General features: G+C 62.2%; 20 protein-coding genes. 4 read left to right on the top strand and 16 right to left on the bottom strand.

Annotated elements, in window-relative coordinates; translation table 11 throughout:
- Positions 1-65: 65 nt before the first annotated feature.
- The gene (locus tag E0H22_RS13280; RefSeq protein WP_233021496.1) at positions 66-3,194 is read right to left on the bottom strand and encodes an efflux RND transporter permease subunit; all 3,129 of its coding nucleotides are present in this window, start codon (positions 3,192-3,194) and stop codon (positions 66-68) included.
- 3 nt (positions 3,195-3,197) lie between these two features.
- Positions 3,198-4,322 (bottom strand): efflux RND transporter periplasmic adaptor subunit, encoded by a 1,125-nt coding sequence (locus E0H22_RS13275; protein WP_233021495.1) that lies wholly within the window; start codon positions 4,320-4,322, stop codon positions 3,198-3,200.
- A 179-nt stretch (positions 4,323-4,501) separates the two neighbouring features.
- On the opposite strand from E0H22_RS13275, the gene xth reads away from it, so the two are divergent.
- On the top strand, positions 4,502-5,293 hold the full coding sequence (gene xth / locus E0H22_RS13270; RefSeq protein WP_233026348.1) for an exodeoxyribonuclease III: 792 nt from the start codon (positions 4,502-4,504) through the stop codon (positions 5,291-5,293).
- 17 nt (positions 5,294-5,310) lie between these two features.
- On the opposite strand, the gene E0H22_RS13265 is transcribed toward xth, so the two are convergent.
- The 13 genes from E0H22_RS13265 to E0H22_RS13205 form a co-directional block, all read right to left on the bottom strand.
- On the bottom strand, positions 5,311-6,129 hold the full coding sequence (locus E0H22_RS13265) for a tetratricopeptide repeat protein (RefSeq protein ID WP_233026346.1): 819 nt from the start codon (positions 6,127-6,129) through the stop codon (positions 5,311-5,313).
- Positions 6,116-6,673 (bottom strand): hypothetical protein, encoded by a 558-nt coding sequence (locus E0H22_RS13260; RefSeq protein WP_233021494.1) that lies wholly within the window; start codon positions 6,671-6,673, stop codon positions 6,116-6,118. Before E0H22_RS13260 ends, E0H22_RS13265 begins: the two co-directional genes overlap by 14 nt.
- Positions 6,674-6,964: 291 nt before the next feature.
- The gene (lpdA, locus tag E0H22_RS13255) at positions 6,965-8,383 is read right to left on the bottom strand and encodes a dihydrolipoyl dehydrogenase (protein ID WP_233021493.1); all 1,419 of its coding nucleotides are present in this window, start codon (positions 8,381-8,383) and stop codon (positions 6,965-6,967) included.
- Between the two features lie 129 nt (positions 8,384-8,512).
- Entirely contained in the window at positions 8,513-9,871 is a 1,359-nt protein-coding gene (locus tag E0H22_RS13250) for a pyruvate dehydrogenase complex dihydrolipoamide acetyltransferase (protein WP_233021492.1), read from the bottom strand.
- A gap of 2 nt (positions 9,872-9,873) precedes the next feature.
- Positions 9,874-10,179 carry a DUF5076 domain-containing protein gene (locus E0H22_RS13245; protein WP_233021491.1) on the bottom strand — a complete coding sequence of 102 codons (306 nt, stop codon included), beginning with the start codon at positions 10,177-10,179 and terminating at the stop codon, positions 9,874-9,876.
- Between the two features lie 17 nt (positions 10,180-10,196).
- Positions 10,197-11,612: a pyruvate dehydrogenase complex E1 component subunit beta gene (locus E0H22_RS13240; RefSeq protein ID WP_233021490.1), complete on the bottom strand. Its 1,416-nt coding sequence runs from the start codon at positions 11,610-11,612 to the stop codon at positions 10,197-10,199.
- Positions 11,613-11,646: 34 nt separating this feature from the next.
- Entirely contained in the window at positions 11,647-12,672 is a 1,026-nt protein-coding gene (pdhA, locus tag E0H22_RS13235; RefSeq protein ID WP_233021489.1) for a pyruvate dehydrogenase (acetyl-transferring) E1 component subunit alpha, read from the bottom strand.
- A gap of 273 nt (positions 12,673-12,945) precedes the next feature.
- Complete coding sequence (locus E0H22_RS13230; protein ID WP_233021488.1) at positions 12,946-13,263, bottom strand: FtsB family cell division protein; 318 nt, start codon at positions 13,261-13,263, stop codon at positions 12,946-12,948.
- Positions 13,264-13,328: 65 nt separating this feature from the next.
- Positions 13,329-13,883, bottom strand: coding sequence for an NADPH-dependent FMN reductase (locus E0H22_RS13225; RefSeq protein WP_233021487.1), 555 nt, complete (start codon positions 13,881-13,883; stop codon positions 13,329-13,331).
- A gap of 229 nt (positions 13,884-14,112) precedes the next feature.
- Entirely contained in the window at positions 14,113-15,354 is a 1,242-nt protein-coding gene (locus E0H22_RS13220; protein ID WP_233021486.1) for an MFS transporter, read from the bottom strand.
- Positions 15,351-16,490: a zinc-binding dehydrogenase gene (locus E0H22_RS13215; RefSeq protein ID WP_233021485.1), complete on the bottom strand. Its 1,140-nt coding sequence runs from the start codon at positions 16,488-16,490 to the stop codon at positions 15,351-15,353. Before E0H22_RS13215 ends, E0H22_RS13220 begins: the two co-directional genes overlap by 4 nt.
- A 32-nt stretch (positions 16,491-16,522) precedes the next feature.
- Positions 16,523-17,110 (bottom strand): protein-S-isoprenylcysteine O-methyltransferase, encoded by a 588-nt coding sequence (locus E0H22_RS13210; RefSeq protein ID WP_233021484.1) that lies wholly within the window; start codon positions 17,108-17,110, stop codon positions 16,523-16,525.
- A gap of 18 nt (positions 17,111-17,128) precedes the next feature.
- On the bottom strand, positions 17,129-18,406 hold the full coding sequence (locus tag E0H22_RS13205; RefSeq protein WP_233021483.1) for a hypothetical protein: 1,278 nt from the start codon (positions 18,404-18,406) through the stop codon (positions 17,129-17,131).
- Positions 18,407-18,619: 213 nt separating this feature from the next.
- On the opposite strand from E0H22_RS13205, the gene E0H22_RS13200 reads away from it, so the two are divergent.
- Positions 18,620-19,309, top strand: a complete 690-nt coding sequence (locus tag E0H22_RS13200; protein WP_233021482.1) for a hypothetical protein — start codon at positions 18,620-18,622, stop codon at positions 19,307-19,309.
- A gap of 137 nt (positions 19,310-19,446) precedes the next feature.
- Here E0H22_RS13200 and eno read toward each other — a convergent pair whose 3' ends face one another.
- Positions 19,447-20,730 (bottom strand): phosphopyruvate hydratase, encoded by a 1,284-nt coding sequence (gene eno / locus E0H22_RS13195; RefSeq protein ID WP_233021481.1) that lies wholly within the window; start codon positions 20,728-20,730, stop codon positions 19,447-19,449.
- A gap of 128 nt (positions 20,731-20,858) precedes the next feature.
- Between eno and queF the strand changes: the two genes are divergently transcribed.
- Both queF and E0H22_RS13185 read left to right on the top strand, forming a co-directional pair.
- Positions 20,859-21,338, top strand: coding sequence for a preQ(1) synthase (gene queF / locus E0H22_RS13190; RefSeq protein ID WP_233021480.1), 480 nt, complete (start codon positions 20,859-20,861; stop codon positions 21,336-21,338).
- 54 nt (positions 21,339-21,392) lie between these two features.
- On the top strand, positions 21,393-21,551 hold the full coding sequence (locus E0H22_RS13185) for an NUDIX hydrolase (RefSeq protein ID WP_233021479.1): 159 nt from the start codon (positions 21,393-21,395) through the stop codon (positions 21,549-21,551).
- The last annotated feature ends 11 nt before the right edge of the window (positions 21,552-21,562 follow it).

Raw genomic sequence — 21,562 nt, 5'->3', positions numbered from 1 at the left:
ACCCATCGAAACTTGCGCAAGTGGCGATGGGTATCGCTGCGCTCAACCCATCCGACGAAATGAGATCACTCCGCCGCGACGGCGTGCGGACGGCCGTCAACCTCGTCGTCCTCGATCTGCGGCTGCAGCTTCCGCTTCAGCTTGCGATCGATGCGGTCGAGATAGATGTAGATCACCGGGGTGATGTACAGCGTCAGCAATTGCGACAGGCAGAGGCCGCCGACCACGGCGACACCGAGCGGCTGGCGCAGTTCGGCACCGGCGCCCGCGCCGATGGCGATCGGCAGCGTGCCGAAGATCGCCGCGAAGGTGGTCATCATGATGGGGCGGAAACGCAACAGCGCGGCTTCGCGGATGGCGTGCTCTGCCGAGAGGCCGACACGGCGGCGCTCCAGCGCGAAGTCAACCATCATGATGGCGTTCTTCTTGACGATGCCGACCAGCATGACGATGCCGATCATGGCGATGACCGACATCTCCATCTTGAACAGCATCAGCGTCAGGATGGCGCCGATGCCGGCCGACGGCAGGCCGGAGATGATGGTGATCGGATGGATGAAGCTCTCATAGAGGATGCCGAGGATCACGAAGGCCGCGAAGACGGCAGCGAGGATCAGCACGCCCTGCCCGCGCAAACTATCCTGGAACACCTGCGCGGTGCCGGAGAAACCTGTCGCGATCGTCACCGGCAGCTTGCTGTCGCTTTCGATCTTCGTGATCTGATCGACCGCATAGCCGAGCGAATAGCCGGGCTGCAGGTTGAAGGAGATCGTCACGGCAGGCTGCTGGCCCTGATGGTTGATCTGCAACGGGCCGACCGTGGGCACCAGTTTCGCCACCGCGCTCAGCGGAATGGTCTGGTTGGCCGCGGTCTTCATATAGAGCTTGGAGAGATCGCTCGGATCGACGCGGAACTGTGGCTGCGCCTCGAGGATGATCTGATAGTCGTTGGTCGGCGTATAGATCGTGCCGATCTGACGCGCGCCAAAGGCATTGTAGAGTTGGTTGCGCACTTGATCGACGGTGATGCCGTAGACCGCAGCCTTTTCGCGGTCGATATCGACCGTCATCTGCGGGTTCTTGATATAGAGATCCGTCGTCACGTCCAGCAGGCCCGGCACCCTGGAGATCGCCTCCCGCATGTCCGGCGCGAGGCGGTACAGCTGCTCGGTGTCGCTGCTTTGCAGGACGTATTGATACTGGCTCTTCGACAGGCGGCCGCCGATATTGAGATTCTGGATACTCTGGAAGAAGGCCTGCAGGCCAGGCACCGCCGTCGCCTTCTGGCGCAGCCGCGCCATCACCACGGGCGCCGCATCGCGCTCCTTCTTTGGTTTCAGTGCAACGAACAGGCGACCGTAATTGGCGGTCGCGTTGGGGCCGCCGGAACCGACAGTCGAATTGATATAGTCGACGGCCGGATCGGATTTGAGAACGTCGACCAGTGCCTGCTGGCGCAGCTTCATGGCTTCGAACGACGTGTCGGTGGCGGCTTCCGTGATGCCGGTCAGAAAACCCGTATCTTCCTGCGGGAAGAATCCCTTCGGCACGACCATGTAAAGCCAGATGGTGCCGCCCAGGGTGGCGAAGGTCACCATCAGCATGACCGCCTTGTAGGCCAGCACGCGATCGAGGGTCCATTCATAGCCGCGCAGCCACGCGGCAAACATGCGCTCGAACAGGCGCAGGACGATATTGTCCTTGTGATCGGGATCGTGCGCCTTGAGGACACGGGCGCACAGCATCGGCGTCAAGGTCAGGGACACGAAGCCGGAGACGATGATAGCCACAGAGATCGTGACGGCGAATTCGCGGAACACGCGGCCGACGATGCCGCCCATCAGCAGCACCGGGATAAACACAGCGATCAGCGAGAACGTGATCGAGATGATCGTGAAGCCGATCTCGCGCGCGCCCTTCAGCGCCGCCTCGAACGGCTTCATGCCGTGTTCGATATGGCGCACGATGTTCTCCAGCATGACGATGGCGTCGTCGACCACGAAGCCGACCGACAGCGTCAACGCCAGCAACGTCATGTTGTTGATGGAGTAATCCAGCATATACATGACGGCGCAGGTGCCGAGGATCGAAATCGGCACCGCCAGCGCGGGGATGAAGGTCGCCGATGCCGAGCGCAGGAACAGGAAGATCACGATGATGACCAGCACTACGGCAATCATCAGCGTCTCTTCGACGTCGGCAACGGCCTCGCGGACCGAGACCGAGCGATCCATCATCGTATTGACTTCGACCGAGGCCGGGATCTGCGCACGCAGCGATGGCAGGCGCTCGCGCACGGCATCAACCACAGCGACGGTGTTGGCGTCTGGCTGCTTCTGGATCGCGAGCACGATGGCACGTTGCCCGTTCAGCCAGGTCGCGACCTTGTCGTTCTCGACCGCGTCGTAGATCTTGGCGACTTCGTTGAGCTTGACCGGAGATCCGTTGCGCCAGGCGACGACGATCTGGCTATAATCGGCCGCCTTGGTCATTTGCCCCGAAGCCTGCAGGGAGATGTCCTGCTTCGGACCGTTCAGTGTTCCCACAGGCGTCGAGGAATTGGCACGCGCCACGGCGGTGCGGATGTCCTCCAGCGACAGGCCACGGGCGGCGGCGGCTTCCGGATCGGCCTGAACGCGGATTGCGAATTTCTGCGTGCCATAGATCAGCACCTGCGCGACGCCTGGAATCTGCGACAGCGCCTGACCGATGGTGATGTCGCCGAATTCGTTCACCGACGACAGCGGAAGAGTGGACGAGCTCAGTGAAATAAACAGGATCGGGAAGTCGCCAGGATTTACCTTGCGGAAACTTGGCGGGATCGTCATCTCGATCGGCAATCGCCGCTGCGCGATGGTCAGCGCCGTCTGCACATCCAGCGCCGCCGCGTCGATGCTGCGGTTGAGATCGAACTGAATGGTGATCTGGGTTGTCCCCTGCGACGACGACGACGACATCGACGAGATGCCAGCAATGGTCGAGAGCTGGCGTTCGATGACGCCGGCGACGGAGGCGGCCATCGTATCGGCGCTGGCGCCAGGCAGCGTCGCGGTCACCGCGATGGTCGGAAAGTCGACTTTCGGCAGCGCCGAGACCGGCAGCAGGCGGAAACCGAAAATACCGAAAACGATAATGGTTGCGGTGATGAGCGTCGTCATCACCGGCCGGCGGATGCAGAGCTCCGACAGCGTCATGGCCTAAGCCCCGGCCTTGCGGTTGCGGGCTTCCACTTGCGTGCCTTGAGTCAGCAGCAATTGTCCATCCACAACCACATCCTCGCCGCCGGACAGGCCGGTCGTGATCACCGATTGTCCCTGGAAAGTACGGTCCACTTCCACCGGCTGGATTTGGGCTTTGCCATCCCTCACGACGAACACAAAATTGCCGGTCTGACTGCGCTGCACTGCAACCGTGGGCACCACAACTCCCTCTTCGACACGGATGATCAGCTTGGTCTGCACCAGGATGCCGGGCCACAGGATCTCGCTGGCGTTGTTCATGATGCCGCGAACCGTGACCATGCCCGTGGTGGAGTCCACGGTATTCTCGATCATGGCAACCGTGCCGGTTTCGGACCGCTCGCTGTTCGGAATGGTCGCGATCACCCTGGTGGTCCCGGCGGCCATGGCATCCCGCAGATCGGCGAGCACACGCTGCGGCACGGTGAAGGTCACGTAGACCGGCGCCATCTGGTTGATGGTGGCGAGCGGCGCGGTGTCGGCCGGGCGCACAAAATTGCCGATCTTCACATTGGCAGCGCTGATCCGGCCGGAGAACGGTGCACGGATTGTCGTGTAGCTCTTCTGGACCTTGAGATTGTCGAGAGCGGACTGATCGGCCTTGATGGTGCCCGCCAGGATGTCCGACTGCGTTTTCGCATTATCTAGGCTGACCTGGGTTGTCGCGCCCTTCCCGATCAGGTCGGCGAAGCGACGAACGTCACGCTCGGCTCCGGCGAGCTGGGCCTGATCGCGCGCCAGCGTACCTTCAGCCTGCTCGATCTGGGCGTCGATCTGGCGCGAGTCGAGGGTAAAGAGGAGATCGCCCTCGTTTACCCTGGCGCCATCTTCGAAATGCACCGAGGTGATGGTGGTCTCGAGCCGTGACTTCAACGCCACCGAAGAGATCGGTGTCACCATGCCGATGGCATCGACATCGACCGGCACCGGCTTGCGCTCGGCCTTGGCGAGCTCCACGGCCACAACGCGTGCTCGCGCCTGTGTTGGCGCCTTATCGCCACCCATCCACTGGGATCGCGTGACATAGCCAGCGACGGCGGCGCCTCCGATGAAGAGAAGAGCGATCAGCGTTTGTTTCTTCATATGGCCTTCGTCAGCTGTAACAGTCTTTTGGCCGAAGTTCGGGTGTCGCTCCCCGGCTTCCGTCCCTGGCTGTGTCTCTGCACCTGTGCACTTTAAGCTTAAAGCGTATCATGACGCCGCAGGTGATGGTATGCCACCCCGACGCAATTTTGCCATTGTTGTTACTGGAATCCCATCAGATGAGAATCGCGACCTGGAATGTGAATTCCATCCGCCAGCGGCTGGATCATCTGGTGACCTGGCTACAGGAATGTCAGCCCGACATCGTCTGCCTGCAAGAGATCAAATGCGTGGACGACGCGTTTCCGCGTGAGCCCATTGAAGCCCTCGGCTACAACGTCGTCACCCACGGGCAGAAGACCTTCAACGGCGTCGCCCTGCTCTCGAAACATCCGCTCGATGAGGCTACCCCTCGCCTCGCCGGCGACGATCTGGATGAGCATGCGCGCTTCATCGAGGGCGTGGTGTCGCTGAAAACCGGGGTGGTGCGTGTCGCCTGTCTTTATCTGCCGAACGGCAATCCGGTGGACACAGAGAAATACCCGTACAAACTGCGTTGGATGGAGCGGCTGCGCGAATTCACCAAGCACCGCCTCAAGACCGAGGAGCCGCTGATCCTCGCCGGCGACTTCAATGTGATCCCCGCCGCCCGCGACGTCCACAATCCCGCCGCCTGGATCAACGACGCCCTTTTCAAACCCGAGACCCGCGAAAGCTTCCAGGCCCTGCTCGGCCTCGGCATGACCGATGCACTGCGCGCGGTCACCGACGAGAGCGGCCAGTACACCTTCTGGGACTACCAGGCTGGCGCTTGGCAGAAGAACTGGGGCATTCGTATCGACCACCTGCTGCTGTCGCCGCAGGCCAGCGATCGCCTGATCGATGTCGGTATCGACAAATATGTGCGCGCCTGGGAGAAGCCGAGCGACCACGTCCCGGTCTGGGTCGATCTCGATCTGGAAGCAGCTTAGCCGCCTGCAATCGAGGTTTAGTCCCGCTTGCCCTGTACCCAGTGCTCGAGCATCTGCAGGGCCATGGCCCGGTCGTCTTCGGAGGCCTTGGCGATGGCCTTGGCGTAGCTTTCGCGGATCCAGGTGTCTTCAGGACCGGCATTGTCACGGGCCAGCGTCAGCCACATCAAGCCGCGGGCCATTTGGCGCGGTAGCATATCGCCGTTGAACAGCATCTGGCCGAGCAGCGCCTGCGCCTGATGCTGTCCCTTCTGCGCGGCGAGACCGAGCCAGCGCACGCCATATTTGGCATCGCGCGGCGTTCCGATGCCTTTCAGATAGAGCCGGGCCAGATCGTACTGCGCGTCGGCATTGCCGAAATAGGACGCGGCGTAAGAGAACATCTCGCGCGCGCGTTCGGCATCGGCTTTGATCTTCGAATTCGGAATGCCGTCGAGATAGTAACGGCCGAGCGCCACGAAGGCGTTCGCAACGATCGCCGCCTGCGGCGCCGATGGCGAATCCTCGGCATGAGCATTGGCGATGCGGCTAAAATATTCGAACGCGCGCAGATCGTCCTGAGCGACCCCATTGCCGTCGGCATACATCCGGCCGAGCTTCCATTGGGCGATGGGATGGCCGCCTTCCGCGGCATATTGCAGGGCGGTCAGCGAGTTGTCCGCTTTCGCAGCCGGCTTTCTGGCTATCGGGGCGGACATGCCAGGCATCACTGGAACCGCGGACGGCGCGGCGTCACTGCCGCCGACCGGCGAACCGTCGAATGCCAGAGCGGGCCCCGTTGCAACGACCGCGCTCCAAGCCAATGTCACGAAAACAATACGCTCAAATATCCGCATCACTATGGTTCTCAAGGTCGCCGCTCGAAAGGCTCGAGGCGCCCGCACTGGGAAAGGCCGCTCGCTTCGTGAAAATCTCATGCGTTCCCGACGCGTGGTTGGTCGCGCAAGCCACGCGTTTGGACGGGCGCGCATCAAATCCGCCGTCAGTCAACTTTTCGTTAGAAATCCCCATCACGAACGACAGCACCGTTATCCGCTTTCCACTCCCTGCGACGACATCGTCCTGGGCGACGACCCATTGGTCGGCAGAACGCAAGACGCTCTGGTGGGGACATGGCTTCACGGCCGTCGAGCTCTCCGGGATCACCCGCCCCGCGCCGGCGAGGCCATGCGGGACGTCCTGATCGAGTCTTGTCGTTGTCAGCAACGGGGTACTGACAAATTCCGGTATGTCTTTGACGACATCACGGCTGACTGAGTGCAAACCGGAGATAAACGGAGTCTTTTTGAAGATTTTGAAAGAGCGGGATATCGCACTGCGCCCGATGACGAACGACCGCTGTTCACCTGTCGCCCATTGGCGACCCGGCACATGCGACATGATGTTCGTCCCGACGTCCATCGCAAACCTGGTTCTCAGGCCGCTCCAAGGATCCGGGACAATCCCTCTGACATCCCGCCGATCCGGAGCGCTTCAGCCTTGCTGGCTGATGAGAAATGATCTCACGAAGGCGTGTGGCCAAATAGCGGCGGTTGCAAGGGTCGCCGCCTGAAAGGGTTAAATGTTGGGGAACTGTTGCACCGGAGACACAGGCGTTGCACAGCGGCAACCCTGATCAGTGGCGTCATTCCGGTCCGTGCCTGCAGCGACCCCGGAATGACAGCGGCTGGCTCAGGTGTTCAGCACGCGCCCATAGGCGTCAAGCACCGCTTCCTTCATCGTCTCCGAGATGGTCGGATGCGGGAAGATGGTGTGGAAGAGCTCTTCTTCCGTGGTCTCCAGGTTCATCGCGACCACGAATCCCTGGATCATCTCGACGACCTCGGCACCGACCATGTGGGCGCCGAGCAGCTGGCCGGTCTTCTTGTCGAAGATCACCTTCACCATGCCCTGGTCCTCGCCCTGGGCGATGGCCTTGCCGTTTGCCACGAACGGGAATCGGCCGACGCGAATATCCCGTCCTGCTTCCTTGGCCTTGGCTTCGGTAAGGCCGACGGATGCGATCTGCGGGTGGCAATAGGTGCAGCCTGGAATCAGGCTCTTATCCATCGGATGCGGATGCAGGCCCTTGATGGCCTCGACGCAGATCACGCCTTCATGTTCCGCCTTGTGGGCCAGCATCGGAGGACCGGCGACATCGCCGATGGCATAGATGCCGGGGACATTGGTCTTGCCGTATTTGTCGATGACGATGCAGCCGCGCTCGGTCTTCACCCCGAGCTTTTCGAGACCGATACCCTCGATATTGCCGACCACACCGACCGCCGAGATCACGCGGTCGAATTCCTGGGTCACCGGCTTCTTGCCGTCATCGATGGTGGCGACGACGCTGTCGGCCTTCTTGTCGAGTTTCGTGACCTTGGTATTAGCGAGGACCTTGATGCCCTGCTTTTCAAACTGCTTGCGGGCGAAGGCGGCAATCTCGGCGTCTTCCACCGGCAGGATCTGCGGCAGCACTTCGACCACCGTCACTTCCGCACCGAAGGAATGATAGAACGACGCGAATTCGATGCCGATGGCGCCGGAGCCGACCACCAGCAGCGACTTCGGCATCTTGTCCGGGTTCATCGCCTCAAAGTAGGTCCAGACCAGCTTCTTGTCGGGCTCGAGGCCCGGCAGCACGCGCGGGCGCGCGCCGGTGGCGACGATGATGTGCTTGGCGGTGTAGCTGCCCTCGCCCAGCGCGCCCTTCGGCGCCTCGACCTGCGACTTCTTCACCGAGAATTTGCCGGGCGCGTCCAGCGTGGCTTCGCCCCAGATCACGGTGACCTTGTTCTTCTTCATCAGGAACTCGACGCCGCCATTGAGGCGCTTCACCACCCCACGCGAGCGTGCGATCACGGCCTTGATGTCGAAGGAGACGTTGTCGGCCGACAGGCCGTAATCCTTGGCATGCTGGAAGGCGTGATACATCTCCGCCGAGCGCAGCAGCGCCTTGGTGGGGATGCAGCCCCAGTTGTTGCAGATGCCGCCGAAATAGGCCTTCTCGACGATGGCCGTCTTGAAGCCGAGCTGCGCGGCACGAATGGCCGTCACATAGCCGCCGGGACCGGAGCCGATGACGACGACGTCGAAAGAATTGTCGGACATGGGAGTTCGCCTGTCTGTATTTCGATGATCGCTTCGGTCGTCATTGCGAGCGAAGCGAAGCAATCCAGTTCTTTACTTGCAGCCCTCTGGATTGCTTCGTCGCTCCACTCCTCGCAATGACGGCTGAGATCACACCACCATCATCACGGGATTTTCGATCAGCTTCTTGAAAGCCGTGATCAGCTCGGCGCCGAGCGCGCCGTCGATGGCGCGGTGGTCGCAGGAGAGCGTCACGCTCATCATGGTCGCGGCCACGATCTGGCCGTTGCGCACCACCGCCCGCTCCTCGCCCGTGCCAACGGCGAGGATCGAGGACTGCGGCGGATTGATCACCGCGGTGAAATCCTTGATGCCGTACATGCCGAGGTTCGACACGGAGGACGAGCCGCCCTGATATTCGTTCGGCTTCAGCTTCTTCGCCTTGGCGCGCGCGGCGAGATCCTTCATCTCGTTGGAGATCTGGGAGATCGTCTTGATTTCGGCCTGGCGGATGATCGGCGTGATCAAGCCAAACGGCAGCGCCACGGCGACGCCGATGTCCGAATGCTTGTGACGGAGCATCGCAGCTTCCGTCCACGACACATTGGCTTCCGGAATCTTCTGCAGGGCGAGTGCCATCGCCTTGATGACGAAGTCGTTCACCGAGAGCTTGTAGAGCGGCTTGCCGTCGGCATTCTTACCCGCCGCAGCGTTGATCTCCTCGCGCGCGGCGGTGAGCTTGCCGAGATCGCAATCCACGGTGAGATAGAAAGTCGGCATCGAATTGGTGGCAGCGGTGAGACGCTGCGCGATCGTGCGGCGCATGGAGTCATGCGGCACGCTCTCGTAAGAGCCTTCCTCGTACAGGCCGAGGATCGCCTGATCCGACATTGCGGGCGCACCGACTGCGCCAGTCGCAGCAGCGGCGCCTGCAGGCGGCGCCTTCAACGCGCCGCCTGTCTTCGCCTTCTCGACGTCCGCCGCGACCACACGACCACGCGGACCGGTGCCGTTGATGCGGCCAAGCTCGATGCCGGCCTCCTTGGCGAGGCGACGTGCCAGCGGTGACGAGAATACGCGCACACCGTTGCTGGCTGCAGCAGTTTGAGCTGGCGCAGCAGCGGGCTTCGGCGCCTCCTGCTTCGCCTCGGCCCTTGGCTCCGGCTTCGCTTCGGATTTCGCTTCCGCCTTGGGCTCCGGCTTGGCCTCAGTCTTGGCTTCCGGCTTCGACGCACCGCCGCCGCTCGCCGCAGCCTTCACGTCCTCGCCATCGGCAGCGAGGATTGCGATGACATCGTTCACCGGCACGTCCGCCGTTCCTTCCGGAACCAGGATCTTTGCGATCGTGCCTTCGTCGACGGCTTCGACCTCCATCGTCGCCTTGTCGGTCTCGATCTCCGCAATCACGTCGCCGGACTTGACCGCGTCGCCCTCCTTCTTGAGCCACTTGGCAAGATTGCCTTTCTCCATCGTGGGCGACAGCGCAGGCATCAGAATGTTAATCGGCATTGTCAGTGACCTTGTTGCGACCGCGGCGTGGTGGCGCCCGTGTCGGTCGGACGAGCAATCTCGGCTTCGAACATATCGACGATGCGGCGCAGCGCCTCGTCCTCGGTGAATTCGCTCTCGCGCCCATAGGCGCGCGCAGCGTGGCGCGCAATATCGACCAGCAGCAGGCCCCACATTTCCGGGTCCTCGAAGGCGCGCATGAACGCGATCGACAAGCCGCCATCGACGACGAAGGCACGCAACACTTCGGTTGCGTCCTCGCGTCCCTCGACATCCGGCGGCAGCGATTGTTCCTTCGGACCGGCCATGTCGGCTCCCTCAAGCGTTAGCGATAGCAGACGGCCTTGGCGGCAGCGACGACCTCGGCCACCGAGGGCAGCGCGAGCTTTTCGAGGTTGGCGGCGTAAGGCATCGGCACGTCCTTGCCCGATACGCGCGCGACCGGCGCATCGAGGTAGTCGAACGCGTTTTCCATGATGCGCGCAGCGATTTCAGCGCCGACGCCGTTCTGCTGCCAGCCTTCCTCGATGCAGACGGCACGCGAAGTCTTCTTCACCGACTCAATAATCGTCTCAGTGTCGAGCGGACGCAGCGTGCGCAGGTCGATCACCTCCGCCTCGATGCCTTCCTTGGCGAGTTCTTCGGCGGCCTTCAGCGTGTAGGTCATGCCATGCGACCACGAGATCAGCGTGACATCCTTGCCGGCGCGCACGACCTTCGCCTTGCCGATCGGCAGCACGTAATCGTCGAGCTTCGGCACCTCGCCGGTCTGGCCATAGAGCATTTCGTGCTCGAGGAAGATCACCGGATTGGGATCGCGGATCGCAGCCTTGAGCAGGCCCTTGTAATCGGCAGCATTCGACGGCGCGATCACCTTGAGGCCGGGGATCTGCGAGTACCAGGCCGAATAGTCCTGGCTGTGCTGGGCGGCCACGCGGGCAGCCGCGCCGTTGGGGCCGCGGAACACCATCTGGCAGGTCATCTGGCCGCCGGACATATACAGCGTCTTGGCGGCGGAGTTGATGATCTGGTCGATTGCCTGCATCGCGAAGTTGAAGGTCATGAATTCGACGATCGGCTTCAGGCCGGCCATGGCCGCACCGACGCCGACGCCGGCAAAGCCGTGCTCGGTGATCGGTGTATCGATGACGCGGCGGGCACCGAATTCCTGCAGCAGGCCCTGGGTGACCTTGTAGGCGCCCTGATATTCGGCGACTTCCTCGCCCATCACGAACACGTCGCCGTCGCGGCGCATTTCTTCCGCCATGGCGTCACGCAGCGCTTCGCGGATGGTCATGGTGACCATCTCGGTGCCCTCTGGAATATCCGGATCGGGCAACAACTCGAACTTCGGCGCTTCGGGCGTCTTGGTGCCTTTCGGTTCCTCGCGCGGCGCTGCGGCGGTGTTGGCTTCGGGCGTCTTGGCCTGATCGGCGGGCGGCGCGGATTCCGCGGCCTTCTGCTGCTTGGCGGGCTCAGCTGCAGCATTCGCATCTTCGCCTTCCGCAACGATCGTCGCGATCGGCGTATTCACCGCAACATCGGCGGTGCCTTCCGGCACCAAGATCTTGCCGAGCGTGCCTTCATCGGTCGCTTCGACTTCCATCGTCGCCTTGTCGGTCTCGATCTCGGCGATTACGTCGCCGGACTTGATGGTGTCGCCTTCCTTCTTCAGCCACTTCGAAAGGTTGCCCTTTTCCATCGTGGGGGACAGCGCGGGCATCAGCACTTGAATTGCCATAGTAACTCCGGATCGCTTCTTGCTTGCGCGCTTCTTAGCGGTAGATGTCGGTGTAGAGTTCGGACGCATCCGGCTCGGGATCGTTCTGTGCGAAGTCGGCTGACGCATTGACGATCTCGCGCACTTCCGCGTCGATCGCCTTCAGGTCCTGCTCGCTGACCTTCAACTCCAGTAGGCGATTACGCACCTGCTCGATCGGATCCTGGTCGTGGCGGATCTTCTCGACCTCCTCGCGCGTACGATACTTCGCGGGATCGGACATCGAGTGGCCGCGATAGCGATAGGTTTGCATTTCGAGAATGTACGGCCCCTTGCCGGCGCGGCACCAGGCGACGGCCTTGTCGGCAGCAGCCTTCACCGCGCGGACATCCATGCCGTCGACCTGCTCGCCCGGAATGTTGAACGACACACCGCGCTTGGAGAAATCGGTCTGCGCCGACGAGCGCACCACCGAGGTGCCCATGGCGTAGCGGTTGTTTTCGATGACGTAGATCACAGGCAGTTTCCAGAGCTCTGCCATGTTGAAGCTCTCGTAGACCTGTCCCTGGTTCGATGCGCCATCGCCGAAGTAAGCGACCGAAACGTTGTCGTTCTCACGATAGCGGTTGGCGAATGCGAGGCCGGTGCCGAGCGAGACCTGCGCACCGACGATACCGTGGCCGCCGTAGAAATGTTTCTCGCGGCTGAACATATGCATCGAGCCGCCCTTGCCTTTCGAGTAGCCGCCGCGGCGCCCCGTAAGTTCGGCCATCACGCCATTGGCGTCCATGCCGCAAGCAAGCATGTGACCGTGATCGCGGTACCCCGTGATGATCTGGTCACCATATTTGAGCGCCATCTGCATACCGACGACAACGGCTTCCTGACCGATATAAAGATGGCAGAAGCCGCCGATCGCACCCATGCCGTAGAGCTGGCCGGCCTTCTCCTCGAAGCGCCGGATCAAGAGCATGTCGCGCAGCGCGTGCAGCTCCTGATCACGGGTGAACTCTGGCGGTGACGCTTTGCCGTCATTGCTCGATGCCTGCCCTGCGGGAGCGCTTTTCTTCGTTGCGGCCATGAAAATTCCGGATGCGAGAGAGAGGAAGTGGCGTCCTTCCTACTCCAAGTGCCTGCGCCGTGAAAGGGATTGCGTCGCGCGGAATGCCACAGTGCATTTCGCACTGCAGCGAGAGCTTGAAACATTCGAACGAGATCGCGGGCTGTCTTGTAATTTCCGGAATAGAAATGAGCATCGCTGTCATTTCATCGCCATAAGTGGCGACGAAGTACTAACCATCAGGTTCATGCAAAGCTGCGTTGTTCTCCACAACGACTCGTAAGCCCTGCGACTTCAGTCAGGCTTGATGACACGGACGACATCGCGCGAATGCGCATAGTCGAGCTGCCAACGAACACGCTCGTCAAGCATATCGGGATCGAGACTGCCGGAGCGCAGCAGCGCGACGCGCTGCTCGGCCTTGGCTCGCTCCTTCTTGAGCTGAACGAGCTCGGAGGTCAGCGCGGTGATCTCCTGGTCAAGCTCCTGCCGCGCATTGAGGCCATATTTGCCGGTATAGGCGTTTACGCCGAAATAGCTGATCAGCAGCGCCGCCACCGCATAGAGCACGAGGCCGGTGAGGACCGATTTCAGGCGAGTGTGTTTGACCATGCCTGAAAATGCGACGGCCCGGTTAAAGCGAGGCTAACAACCGGGCCGTGCGTGTAACGGGGCGCTTATTTCTTGTGAAGCGCGACCCAGGCGGCAAAGGCGTCGATATAGGATTGCAGCACCGGGCGGACCGACTCTTTGATGATCTCGCCGTTGTCGTCGAAGGCATCGGCCACGGCGTTCAGATAGATCTCCGGCTGGCCCATGATCGGGCCGGTAATGCCCGGCAGGGTCTGACGCAAGGCCAGCGCGGCGCCGAGACCGCCGATCGGGCCCGGCGAAGAGGCCACGAGGCCGGTCGGCTTGCCAAGGAAGGAGCTCTTGCCATAGGGACGCGAGCCGACATCGATGGCGTTCTTCAGGACGCCCGACACGGAGCGGTTGTACTCAGGCGTGACGAAAATCACAGCGTCCGATGCCTGGATCGTTTCCCGGAACCGCAGCCAATCGGCGGGCGGGTTGGCTTCGAGGTCCTGGTTGAAGAACGACAGGTCGTTGAGCGTAATCACATTGAGCTTCAGCGAAGCCGGCGCCAGCTTGGCCAGCGCCTGGGCGATGCGGAGCGAGAACGATTGTTTGCGGAGGCTGCCAACGATGACGGCAACGATGTGAGTAGTCATGAAAATCTCCTGAAATGGCTGCCGCCCGAAGGCGAATGGACGCCGCGTTTCCTTGGCCCATTCGGCCAAAGCATGCAAGTGCATGAAATCATCATCGCGCCATTGGACGAAGCCGGTACAGCACCTGCGGTACACAACTACGTGACAGCGCGACCGAAGCCGCCCTGCCCTCTGCTAACCCTTCTATGTGTCCAGCGAACCGCCGGCTGGTTCCGACGATGCGTCGGCGTTACTCCAGCCGTTCCATCTGGCGCAGCGTCGGAAACAGCCTCATCCAGATCAGCGCGATCACGACCGTCCCGAGGCCGCCGATGAGAGCCGCCGGTACCGTGCCTAACAGCGCGGCGGTAACGCCGCTTTCGAACTGACCGAGCTGGTTCGAGGTGTTAATGAAAAGATAATTCACGGCGCCGACACGGCCGCGCATTTCATCGGGCGTCGCAAGCTGCACGAGCGAGAAGCGGATCACGACACTCACCGTATCCGCCGCGCCGAGGATCGCTAGCGCCGCCACCGACAACCACAGCCATTGCGAGACCGCGAACACCGCCGTCGCCAACCCGAAGATGATCACGGCCTGGAACATTCGCATGCCGACGCGGCGGCTGATCGACCAGCGCGTCAGCACAATGGTGGTGAGCAATGCCCCCACAGCCGGCGCTGCCCTCATGATGCCGAGACCCCACGGGCCGGTCTGCAGGATGTCGCGCGCATAGATCGGCAGCAGCGCCGTTGCACCGCCGAGCAGCACGGCGAACAGGTCGAGCGAAATGGTGCCGAGAATATTCGGATTGCTGCGCACGAAGCCGACGCCAGCGAACACGGTGCGGAAACTCGGCGGGTCCTTCACCGCCACTTCGCGGGCGAGTTTGATTGCGCCGTTGAGCGCGCCGCCGATCAGCCAGAATGCCGCCATCAGCACATAGGGCGTCGATGGCGACAGTGCATAGGCGAAGCCGCCGAGCGCCGGGCCGCAGATCATCGCCACCTGAAACACGCCGGTCGAAAGTGCGGTCGCCTTCTGCAGATGGCCTTCCGGCACGACGCCTGGCAGCAACGCTGAGCCCGCGGGGGCCTCGAAGGCCGTGGCCGCACCGATCACGACGAGTGCGACAAAAATCTGAGGCACCGTGATCCAGCCCGCATAAGTGCCCCAGGCGAGGAGCACGGCCGTCGCGCCCTGCAGCATCTGGCAGATTTGCACGACACGGCGACGGTCGTAGCGATCCGCGATGTGGCCAGCAACGAACACCAGGGCCAGCATCGGCACGAACTGCGCAAGACCGACCATACCAAGTTGAAACGCACTGCCGGTCAGATCGTAAATCTGCCAGCCGACCGCCACGGCCGCGATCTGCGAGGCAAAGCGCGAGAAGCTGCGCGACACCATGTAGTAGAGATAAGGCGGATGGCGCAGCAGCAGGCGCGCGCCATCGCTCACGGCTTCGGCAGATGAGGCAGCAGGTGTCATCCCGGCATGTTCGGATTGATCAGGTACTTCTCGCCGGTCGCACGCTTGGCATAGGCGCGCAGATTGTCGAGGTTGAGGACACCCTGAAGCGAAATGGTCTTGGTGTAGTGACTGGCGAAAGTCGTCTTGAGTTCGGCGACCACGCGCGCGCGCAGCTTCGCCGCGTCCTCCCTGCCGATCTTCTGCAGGAAGGGAAACAGCAGCCAGCCGCCCATGCTCCAGGCAAAGCCCGGCGGCATGAATTCCACCGGCCGCGGTTCGAGCCGGCCGTAGATGTAAAGCTGTTTGAAGGTGTCGGAGCCGTAGCGGCTATAGACTTTCATCGCCTTCACCGCCGCGACTTCCATCGCATGCAGGATCTGGCCCTGCAGCTTGCCGCCGCCGGTCGCGTCGAAGGCAATGGTGGCGCCGGTCGCCTCCAGCGCCACAACGAGATCGTCGACGAAAGTCGGCGCCGTACTGTTGACGACATATTTGGCGCCGATATCGCGCAGCAGTTTTTCCTGCGCCTCGCTGCGAACGATATTGACCAGATCGATGCCGTCCTTCTGGCAGATCTTGTTGAGCATCTGTCCCAGATTGGAAGCAGCGGCGGTATGAACCAGCGCCTTGTGCCCTTCCCGTTTCATGGTCTCGGTCATGCCGAGCGAGGTCAGCGGATTGACGAAACAGGACGCGCCCTCGGCCGCCGTCGTGCCATCCGGCAGCGGCAATACTTCCTTCGCCTTGATCAGGCGGTACTGTGCATACATGGCACCGCCAATCACCGCGACCATCTTGCCGAGCAGCGCCTGGGCCTCCGGCGACGAGCCGGCTTTCACAACGGTCCCGGCGCCCTCATTGCCAACGGGCATCGACTCGTCGAGACGGCCGGCCATCGCCTTCATATTGGCCTGCGCAACCGTTGCGGTGACCACAGTAGAAGCGCCCGCACCCGACACCTTCGCGGTCGACGGATCGGCAGCGCCGAGCAGCAAACCAAGATCGGACGGATTGATCGGCGCCGCCTCGACGCGCACCACGATCTCGTCGGCACCAGGCGCCGGGATCGTGACTTGCTGCAGGGAGATTTCCAGTTCGCCGCTGCTCTTGATCAACGAACGCAGTTCAAGGCCTTTGGTGATGTCCGCAGTCATGGTCGTCTCCCTTGTCGCGGACTGTCGCCGCCTCAATAGATGCCCGGAATGATGCGCTTGGTCTCGCGCATGTAAGCCCTATAGTCGTCGCCGAATGCCTCGACCAGCATCCGCTCCTCATGGTCGATGCGGGTGAAGAACAGGATAGCGATCGCGATCAGTCCGCTCAGCGCAGCCATGACATTCGGCAACAGAAAGGCCTGCGCCAGTCCCCACAGCCAGAACGACGAATACATCGGATGCCGTATGCGGCGGTAGACGCCGGCGCGCACGATCTGGTGACTGTCACGAATTTCGAGGCTGGCCGACCATTGCCGACCGAGATCCTTGTGCGAGCGCCGGAACAGCCACAGCGACAACACGTAAACCAGCGCGCCGACCACGACGGCGGCGTAGTTCAGTTCGTAGTTCAGCACGGCCGGCCAGCCGGATGCGAGCCAGATCACCGGCACGACGAACAGGCCGATGGCGGCGACTGCCAGCAGCACACGCTCGCGGCTCCAGCCGACCGCCCGCACGGTCGCGGTCTTGCGTGCTTTCCGGGCATAGGGATAGCGAATGATGAACCAGGCGACGAGCCCGATCGCCCAGACATATTTGCCGAGAAGAGATGCCGTCATGATCTTCCGTTCAGGACCTCAGGCTGCGCCGATGGACGCAGCCGCTACCGCATGCGATACAGGTTTTGTCTGCGCCGCGTCCAGCAGCGTCCCATCCGGTCCGAAACGCGTGACGCCGCCGCCGACCGCCGTAATCTCGTCGAACGGCAGCGGCCCGCACAACACCATGCAGTAGTCATAAGGCGCGCGCTGCTGGTTTCCCATCACCATCTGATAGTGGATGCGCATGAAGCTGAAACGATAGCGCTTGAACTGCTCCATGCCCATCATGTCGTGCATCTGGATCCGGCGAATATTCGGCCGACCGTCGCCGCGCTCGCGGCTGACGCGCTTCAGCGTCACGGGGTCGAAGCGGTAGAAACTGATAACGTCGTCGCGGGCGTGGTATTCGGCCCAGCGCACCGCCGGCGTATCGGCGACCAGACGCGAGGCCTCGCGCACGCTGGTACCGGCCGGATGCAGCGCGAATTTCGGAATGGTCGCACTCACGGTGAGGACGCAAATGGTCGGACCATGCTCGGTCAGATCGGGATCGAGCTTCAGCGCCCGCGCCACAGTCTCCATGACAAGCGCTGCGCCAAGGCAGTGGCCAACAATGACGATCTCATCGACATCGGCCTTTTGCGCGCGGGCGACCAGCGTCTTCGCGAAGTCATCGACACGCGCCTTCATCTTCGGCCTGTCGCCATAGACGTATTGTCGCGAAAAGATCCAGTCGTCGAATACGTGATTGATCGGCTTGCGCCAGCCATAATACTGCAACAGCGCCGTAAACACCGCCGCGGCGGCTACGCCCCCCGCGATCCATGCCGCTGCTCCGGCCATGCCGAAAAGCCAGGTCAGGCCAAGACCAACCAGAGCGCCAGCCGCAGCAAAGGCAGCGATCCACAAATATGAGAACAGAAAGAAGCCGGCATATTTCCAGCTCGCATAGAAGAAACGGAACAGGGTTCCCGTCACCAGCCAGTTACCGAGCGTGACGAAGGCCGCGCCGAGCCGCGACAGCATGCCCCGCGAATGGTCCTCATTGATGAGATCATCCCAGCGAAGCATCTCGTAAGTGATGTCCGTAGTCCAGTTCGGGCCGGACGCCCGCGCCGGCCACGACGCACTGACCTCACGCACCTCGGGAGCGCCGGATGCGCTCGCGGTAACGCCCCAGGTCTTCTGAAACGTCGCCAGCGACTTCCGGAACCGCTCGAGCTGGGTGTCCGGCTCAATCGGATCGTAGCCGCCAATGTGAAAGACGTGTCGCCGCGCGATCATCGCTTGTTCGCTCCCGATTGCATCACGCATCGCCATCGCCGCTGCATAGCAAATTAGCCCGGCGTCACAAACCTATCACTGTCCGAACGGGTACCTTCGGCAACATTTTGTCGCCCCAGGGTCACACGGAGCCGGTTTCGCAACAGCGCCTATCACAATTCCGGGAATCGATGCAGGAGTGCGATTGACGCCACAGGCTTATGTCTGAACATGTCACGAGTTTCTCCTTGGAAAGAAAGCAAGATGTCGATCGTTCTTCAGGGCTCGCAACGGCCGTCTCGGGGCCTTTCACGGATGTCTCCGGCGGCCATTCTGCTGATTCTGTCGTCCCTCCTTGTGGTCACGCTGGCGGGTTCCAGCAGCGCCGAGGCCGCGCCTCGCCGTCCCGGCCACGTCTATCTGTATCGCGGCCTGATGAACGTGTTCTCCCTGGGAATGGATCAGATCGCCTATAAACTGCAGGCCGTCGGCGTCGCCACATCGGTCAGCAATCACACGCTGTGGAGCAGCGAAGCGAACGACATGATCGCCCGCTACCAGGCCGGCAATCGCGAACCGATCATTCTGATGGGCCACTCGGCCGGCGCCGACGCCACCATCTCGGTCGCCCGCAAGCTGGCACAATACAATATCCCGGTGGCGCTGATCGTGAATTTCGATCCGGTCGCACCCGATGCGGTTCCGAACAATGTGAAGCAGATCGTGAACTATTACGTACCCGCCGGCTGGGGCCGCGCCGTGTCCGCCGACCCGCGCTTCAAGGGCAAGCTCGCCAATGTGAACGAGAGCAGCACAACCAACCATTTCGCCATCGACAAGGACGATACGCTGCAGCGCCAGGCCATCGCCCGTGTGCTGGCAGTCACCGGTGGCGGCGCCCGCCGCAAGCCAGCCGCACCGAAACCCGCCCAGGTCTCGGCTGCGCCGCAGTAAGAGGATTGCTCCCTCGGATAAAAACGGCCGAGGCCCATGCCTCGGCCGTTTTGCATTGATCGAATGCTTCTGCGAAACGAAAATCGCCGCCCGCGTTCCCGCGAGCGGCGGCGATCGTAACCGCGATAGGCCGCAGCTTACGCGAGCGCCTTGAGAGCCTTGCGGCCGGCATAGATGGCCTGCGAGCCGAGCTGCTGCTCGATGCGCAGCAGCTGATTGTATTTGGCGGTACGATCCGCGCGGGCCAGCGAACCGGTCTTGATCTGCCCGCAATTGGTCGCCACCGCGAGGTCAGCGATGGTCGCATCCTCGGTCTCGCCCGAACGATGCGACATGACGGCGGTGTAGCCGGCCTTGAATGCCATCTCGACCGCGCTCAGCGTCTCGGTGAGCGAGCCGATCTGGTTGACCTTGACCAGGATCGAATTGGCGCGGCCGGCCTTGATGCCTTCCTCGAGGCGCTTGACGTTGGTGACGAACAGATCGTCGCCGACCAGCTGGCACTTCTTGCCGATCAGGTCGGTGACTTCCTTCCAGCCGTCCATGTCGTCTTCCGACATGCCGTCCTCGATCGAGACGATCGGATAGTTGGCAACCAGCTGCGCGAGATACTTCGCCTGTTCGGAGATGCTGCGGGTCTTGCCTTCGCCTTCATAGACATACTTGCCGTCCTTGAAGAACTCCGTCGAGGCGCAGTCGAGCGCGAGCATGACGTCGTCGCCGGGCTTATAGCCGGCCTTGGAGATGGCGCTCATCACGAAGTCCAGCGCAGCTTCGGCCGAGGCGATATTCGGTGCGAAACCGCCCTCATCACCCACATTCGTATTGTGGCCGGCCTTCTTCAGCTCGCCCTTGAGCGTGTGGAAAATCTCGGCGCCACAGCGCAGGCCCTCCGCGAAGGTCGCGGCCCCCACCGGCATGATCATGAATTCCTGGAAGTCGATGGGGTTGTCGGCATGGGCGCCGCCATTGACAATGTTCATCATCGGCACCGGCAGCGTGCGCGCCGAGGTGCCGCCGACATAGCGATACAGAGGCATGTCGAGCGACTCCGCCGCAGCCTTGGCGGCGGCCAGCGAAACGCCGAGAATGGCATTGGCACCGAGGCGCGACTTGTTCGGTGTGCCGTCGAGGGCGACCATCGTTTCGTCGAGCTGAACCTGGTTCTCCACATCCATGCCGCCGATGGCATCGAAAATCTCGCCGTTGATGGCGTCGATAGCCTTCTGCACGCCCTTGCCGAGATAACGGCTCTTGTCGCCGTCGCGGAGCTCAACGGCCTCGTGGGCGCCGGTGGATGCCCCCGACGGAACCGCGGCGCGACCCATGGAGCCGTCTTCCAGCACCACGTCGACCTCGACCGTAGGATTGCCGCGGCTGTCGAGAATTTCGCGGCCGATGATGTCGACGATGGCGGTCATGGGTGCCCTCTTGGTGCTGGGGATGGGTGGTTGGCCGTGCTTCTAGCCCATGGTGCCGGGCGGGAAAACCCCGCTTGGGATGACGGCAGCCGGCGGATTGGCTAAGAACCGCGGCAACGGAGACCTAAATGTCAAAAAATCCTCGCAAATCACCCAAGGCCGCCCCCGAGCTGCAGCTCGGCCGCGCCGTGGAATGGCCCGCTTCACCCGAAGCCGCCCAGCTCGACAGGGTGCCCAATCCGCAAAAGGGCACCGATTACACCGTGCGCTTCACTGCGCCGGAATTCACCTCGCTGTGCCCGATCACCGGCCAGCCGGATTTCGCACATCTGATGATTGACTACGTGCCCGGCGGCTGGCTGGTGGAGTCGAAAGCGCTCAAGCTCTATCTCGCCTCGTTCCGCAACCATGGCGCCTTCCATGAGGACTGCACCGTGGCCATCGGCAAGCGCATCGCCGAGACCATCAAACCGAAATGGCTGCGCATTGGCGGCTACTGGTATCCGCGCGGCGGCATCCCCATCGATGTATTCTGGCAGACCGGACGACTGCCGAAGGGCGTCTGGGTGCCCGAGCAAGGCGTCGCGCCGTATCGCGGGCGGGGATAGCAACACGGTTGAACAGACGGCGAGGATGTACTCTGCTGCGAGAAGTATTTTGTCGTGCGAGCGAACGAACTCGCGCTGACCAATGCCGCATGGACGGCGATAGAGAACGACGTCATTGCGGATATGCGCTGGTGGTCTGAGGCGGAGCTGCTCTCAGCGACGGACACCGTCTGGCCGGAGAACCTGGGCGGCATGCTTGCTCAGGCGCGCTAGAGCCCCGCAAG

The sequence above is a fragment of the Rhodopseudomonas boonkerdii genome (genome assembly GCF_021184025.1).
GTDB classification, from domain to species: Bacteria; Pseudomonadota; Alphaproteobacteria; order Rhizobiales; family Xanthobacteraceae; genus Tardiphaga; species Tardiphaga boonkerdii.
Note: the sequence above shows the minus strand (reverse complement) of the source record. Positions and strands in the feature narration are given on the sequence as shown.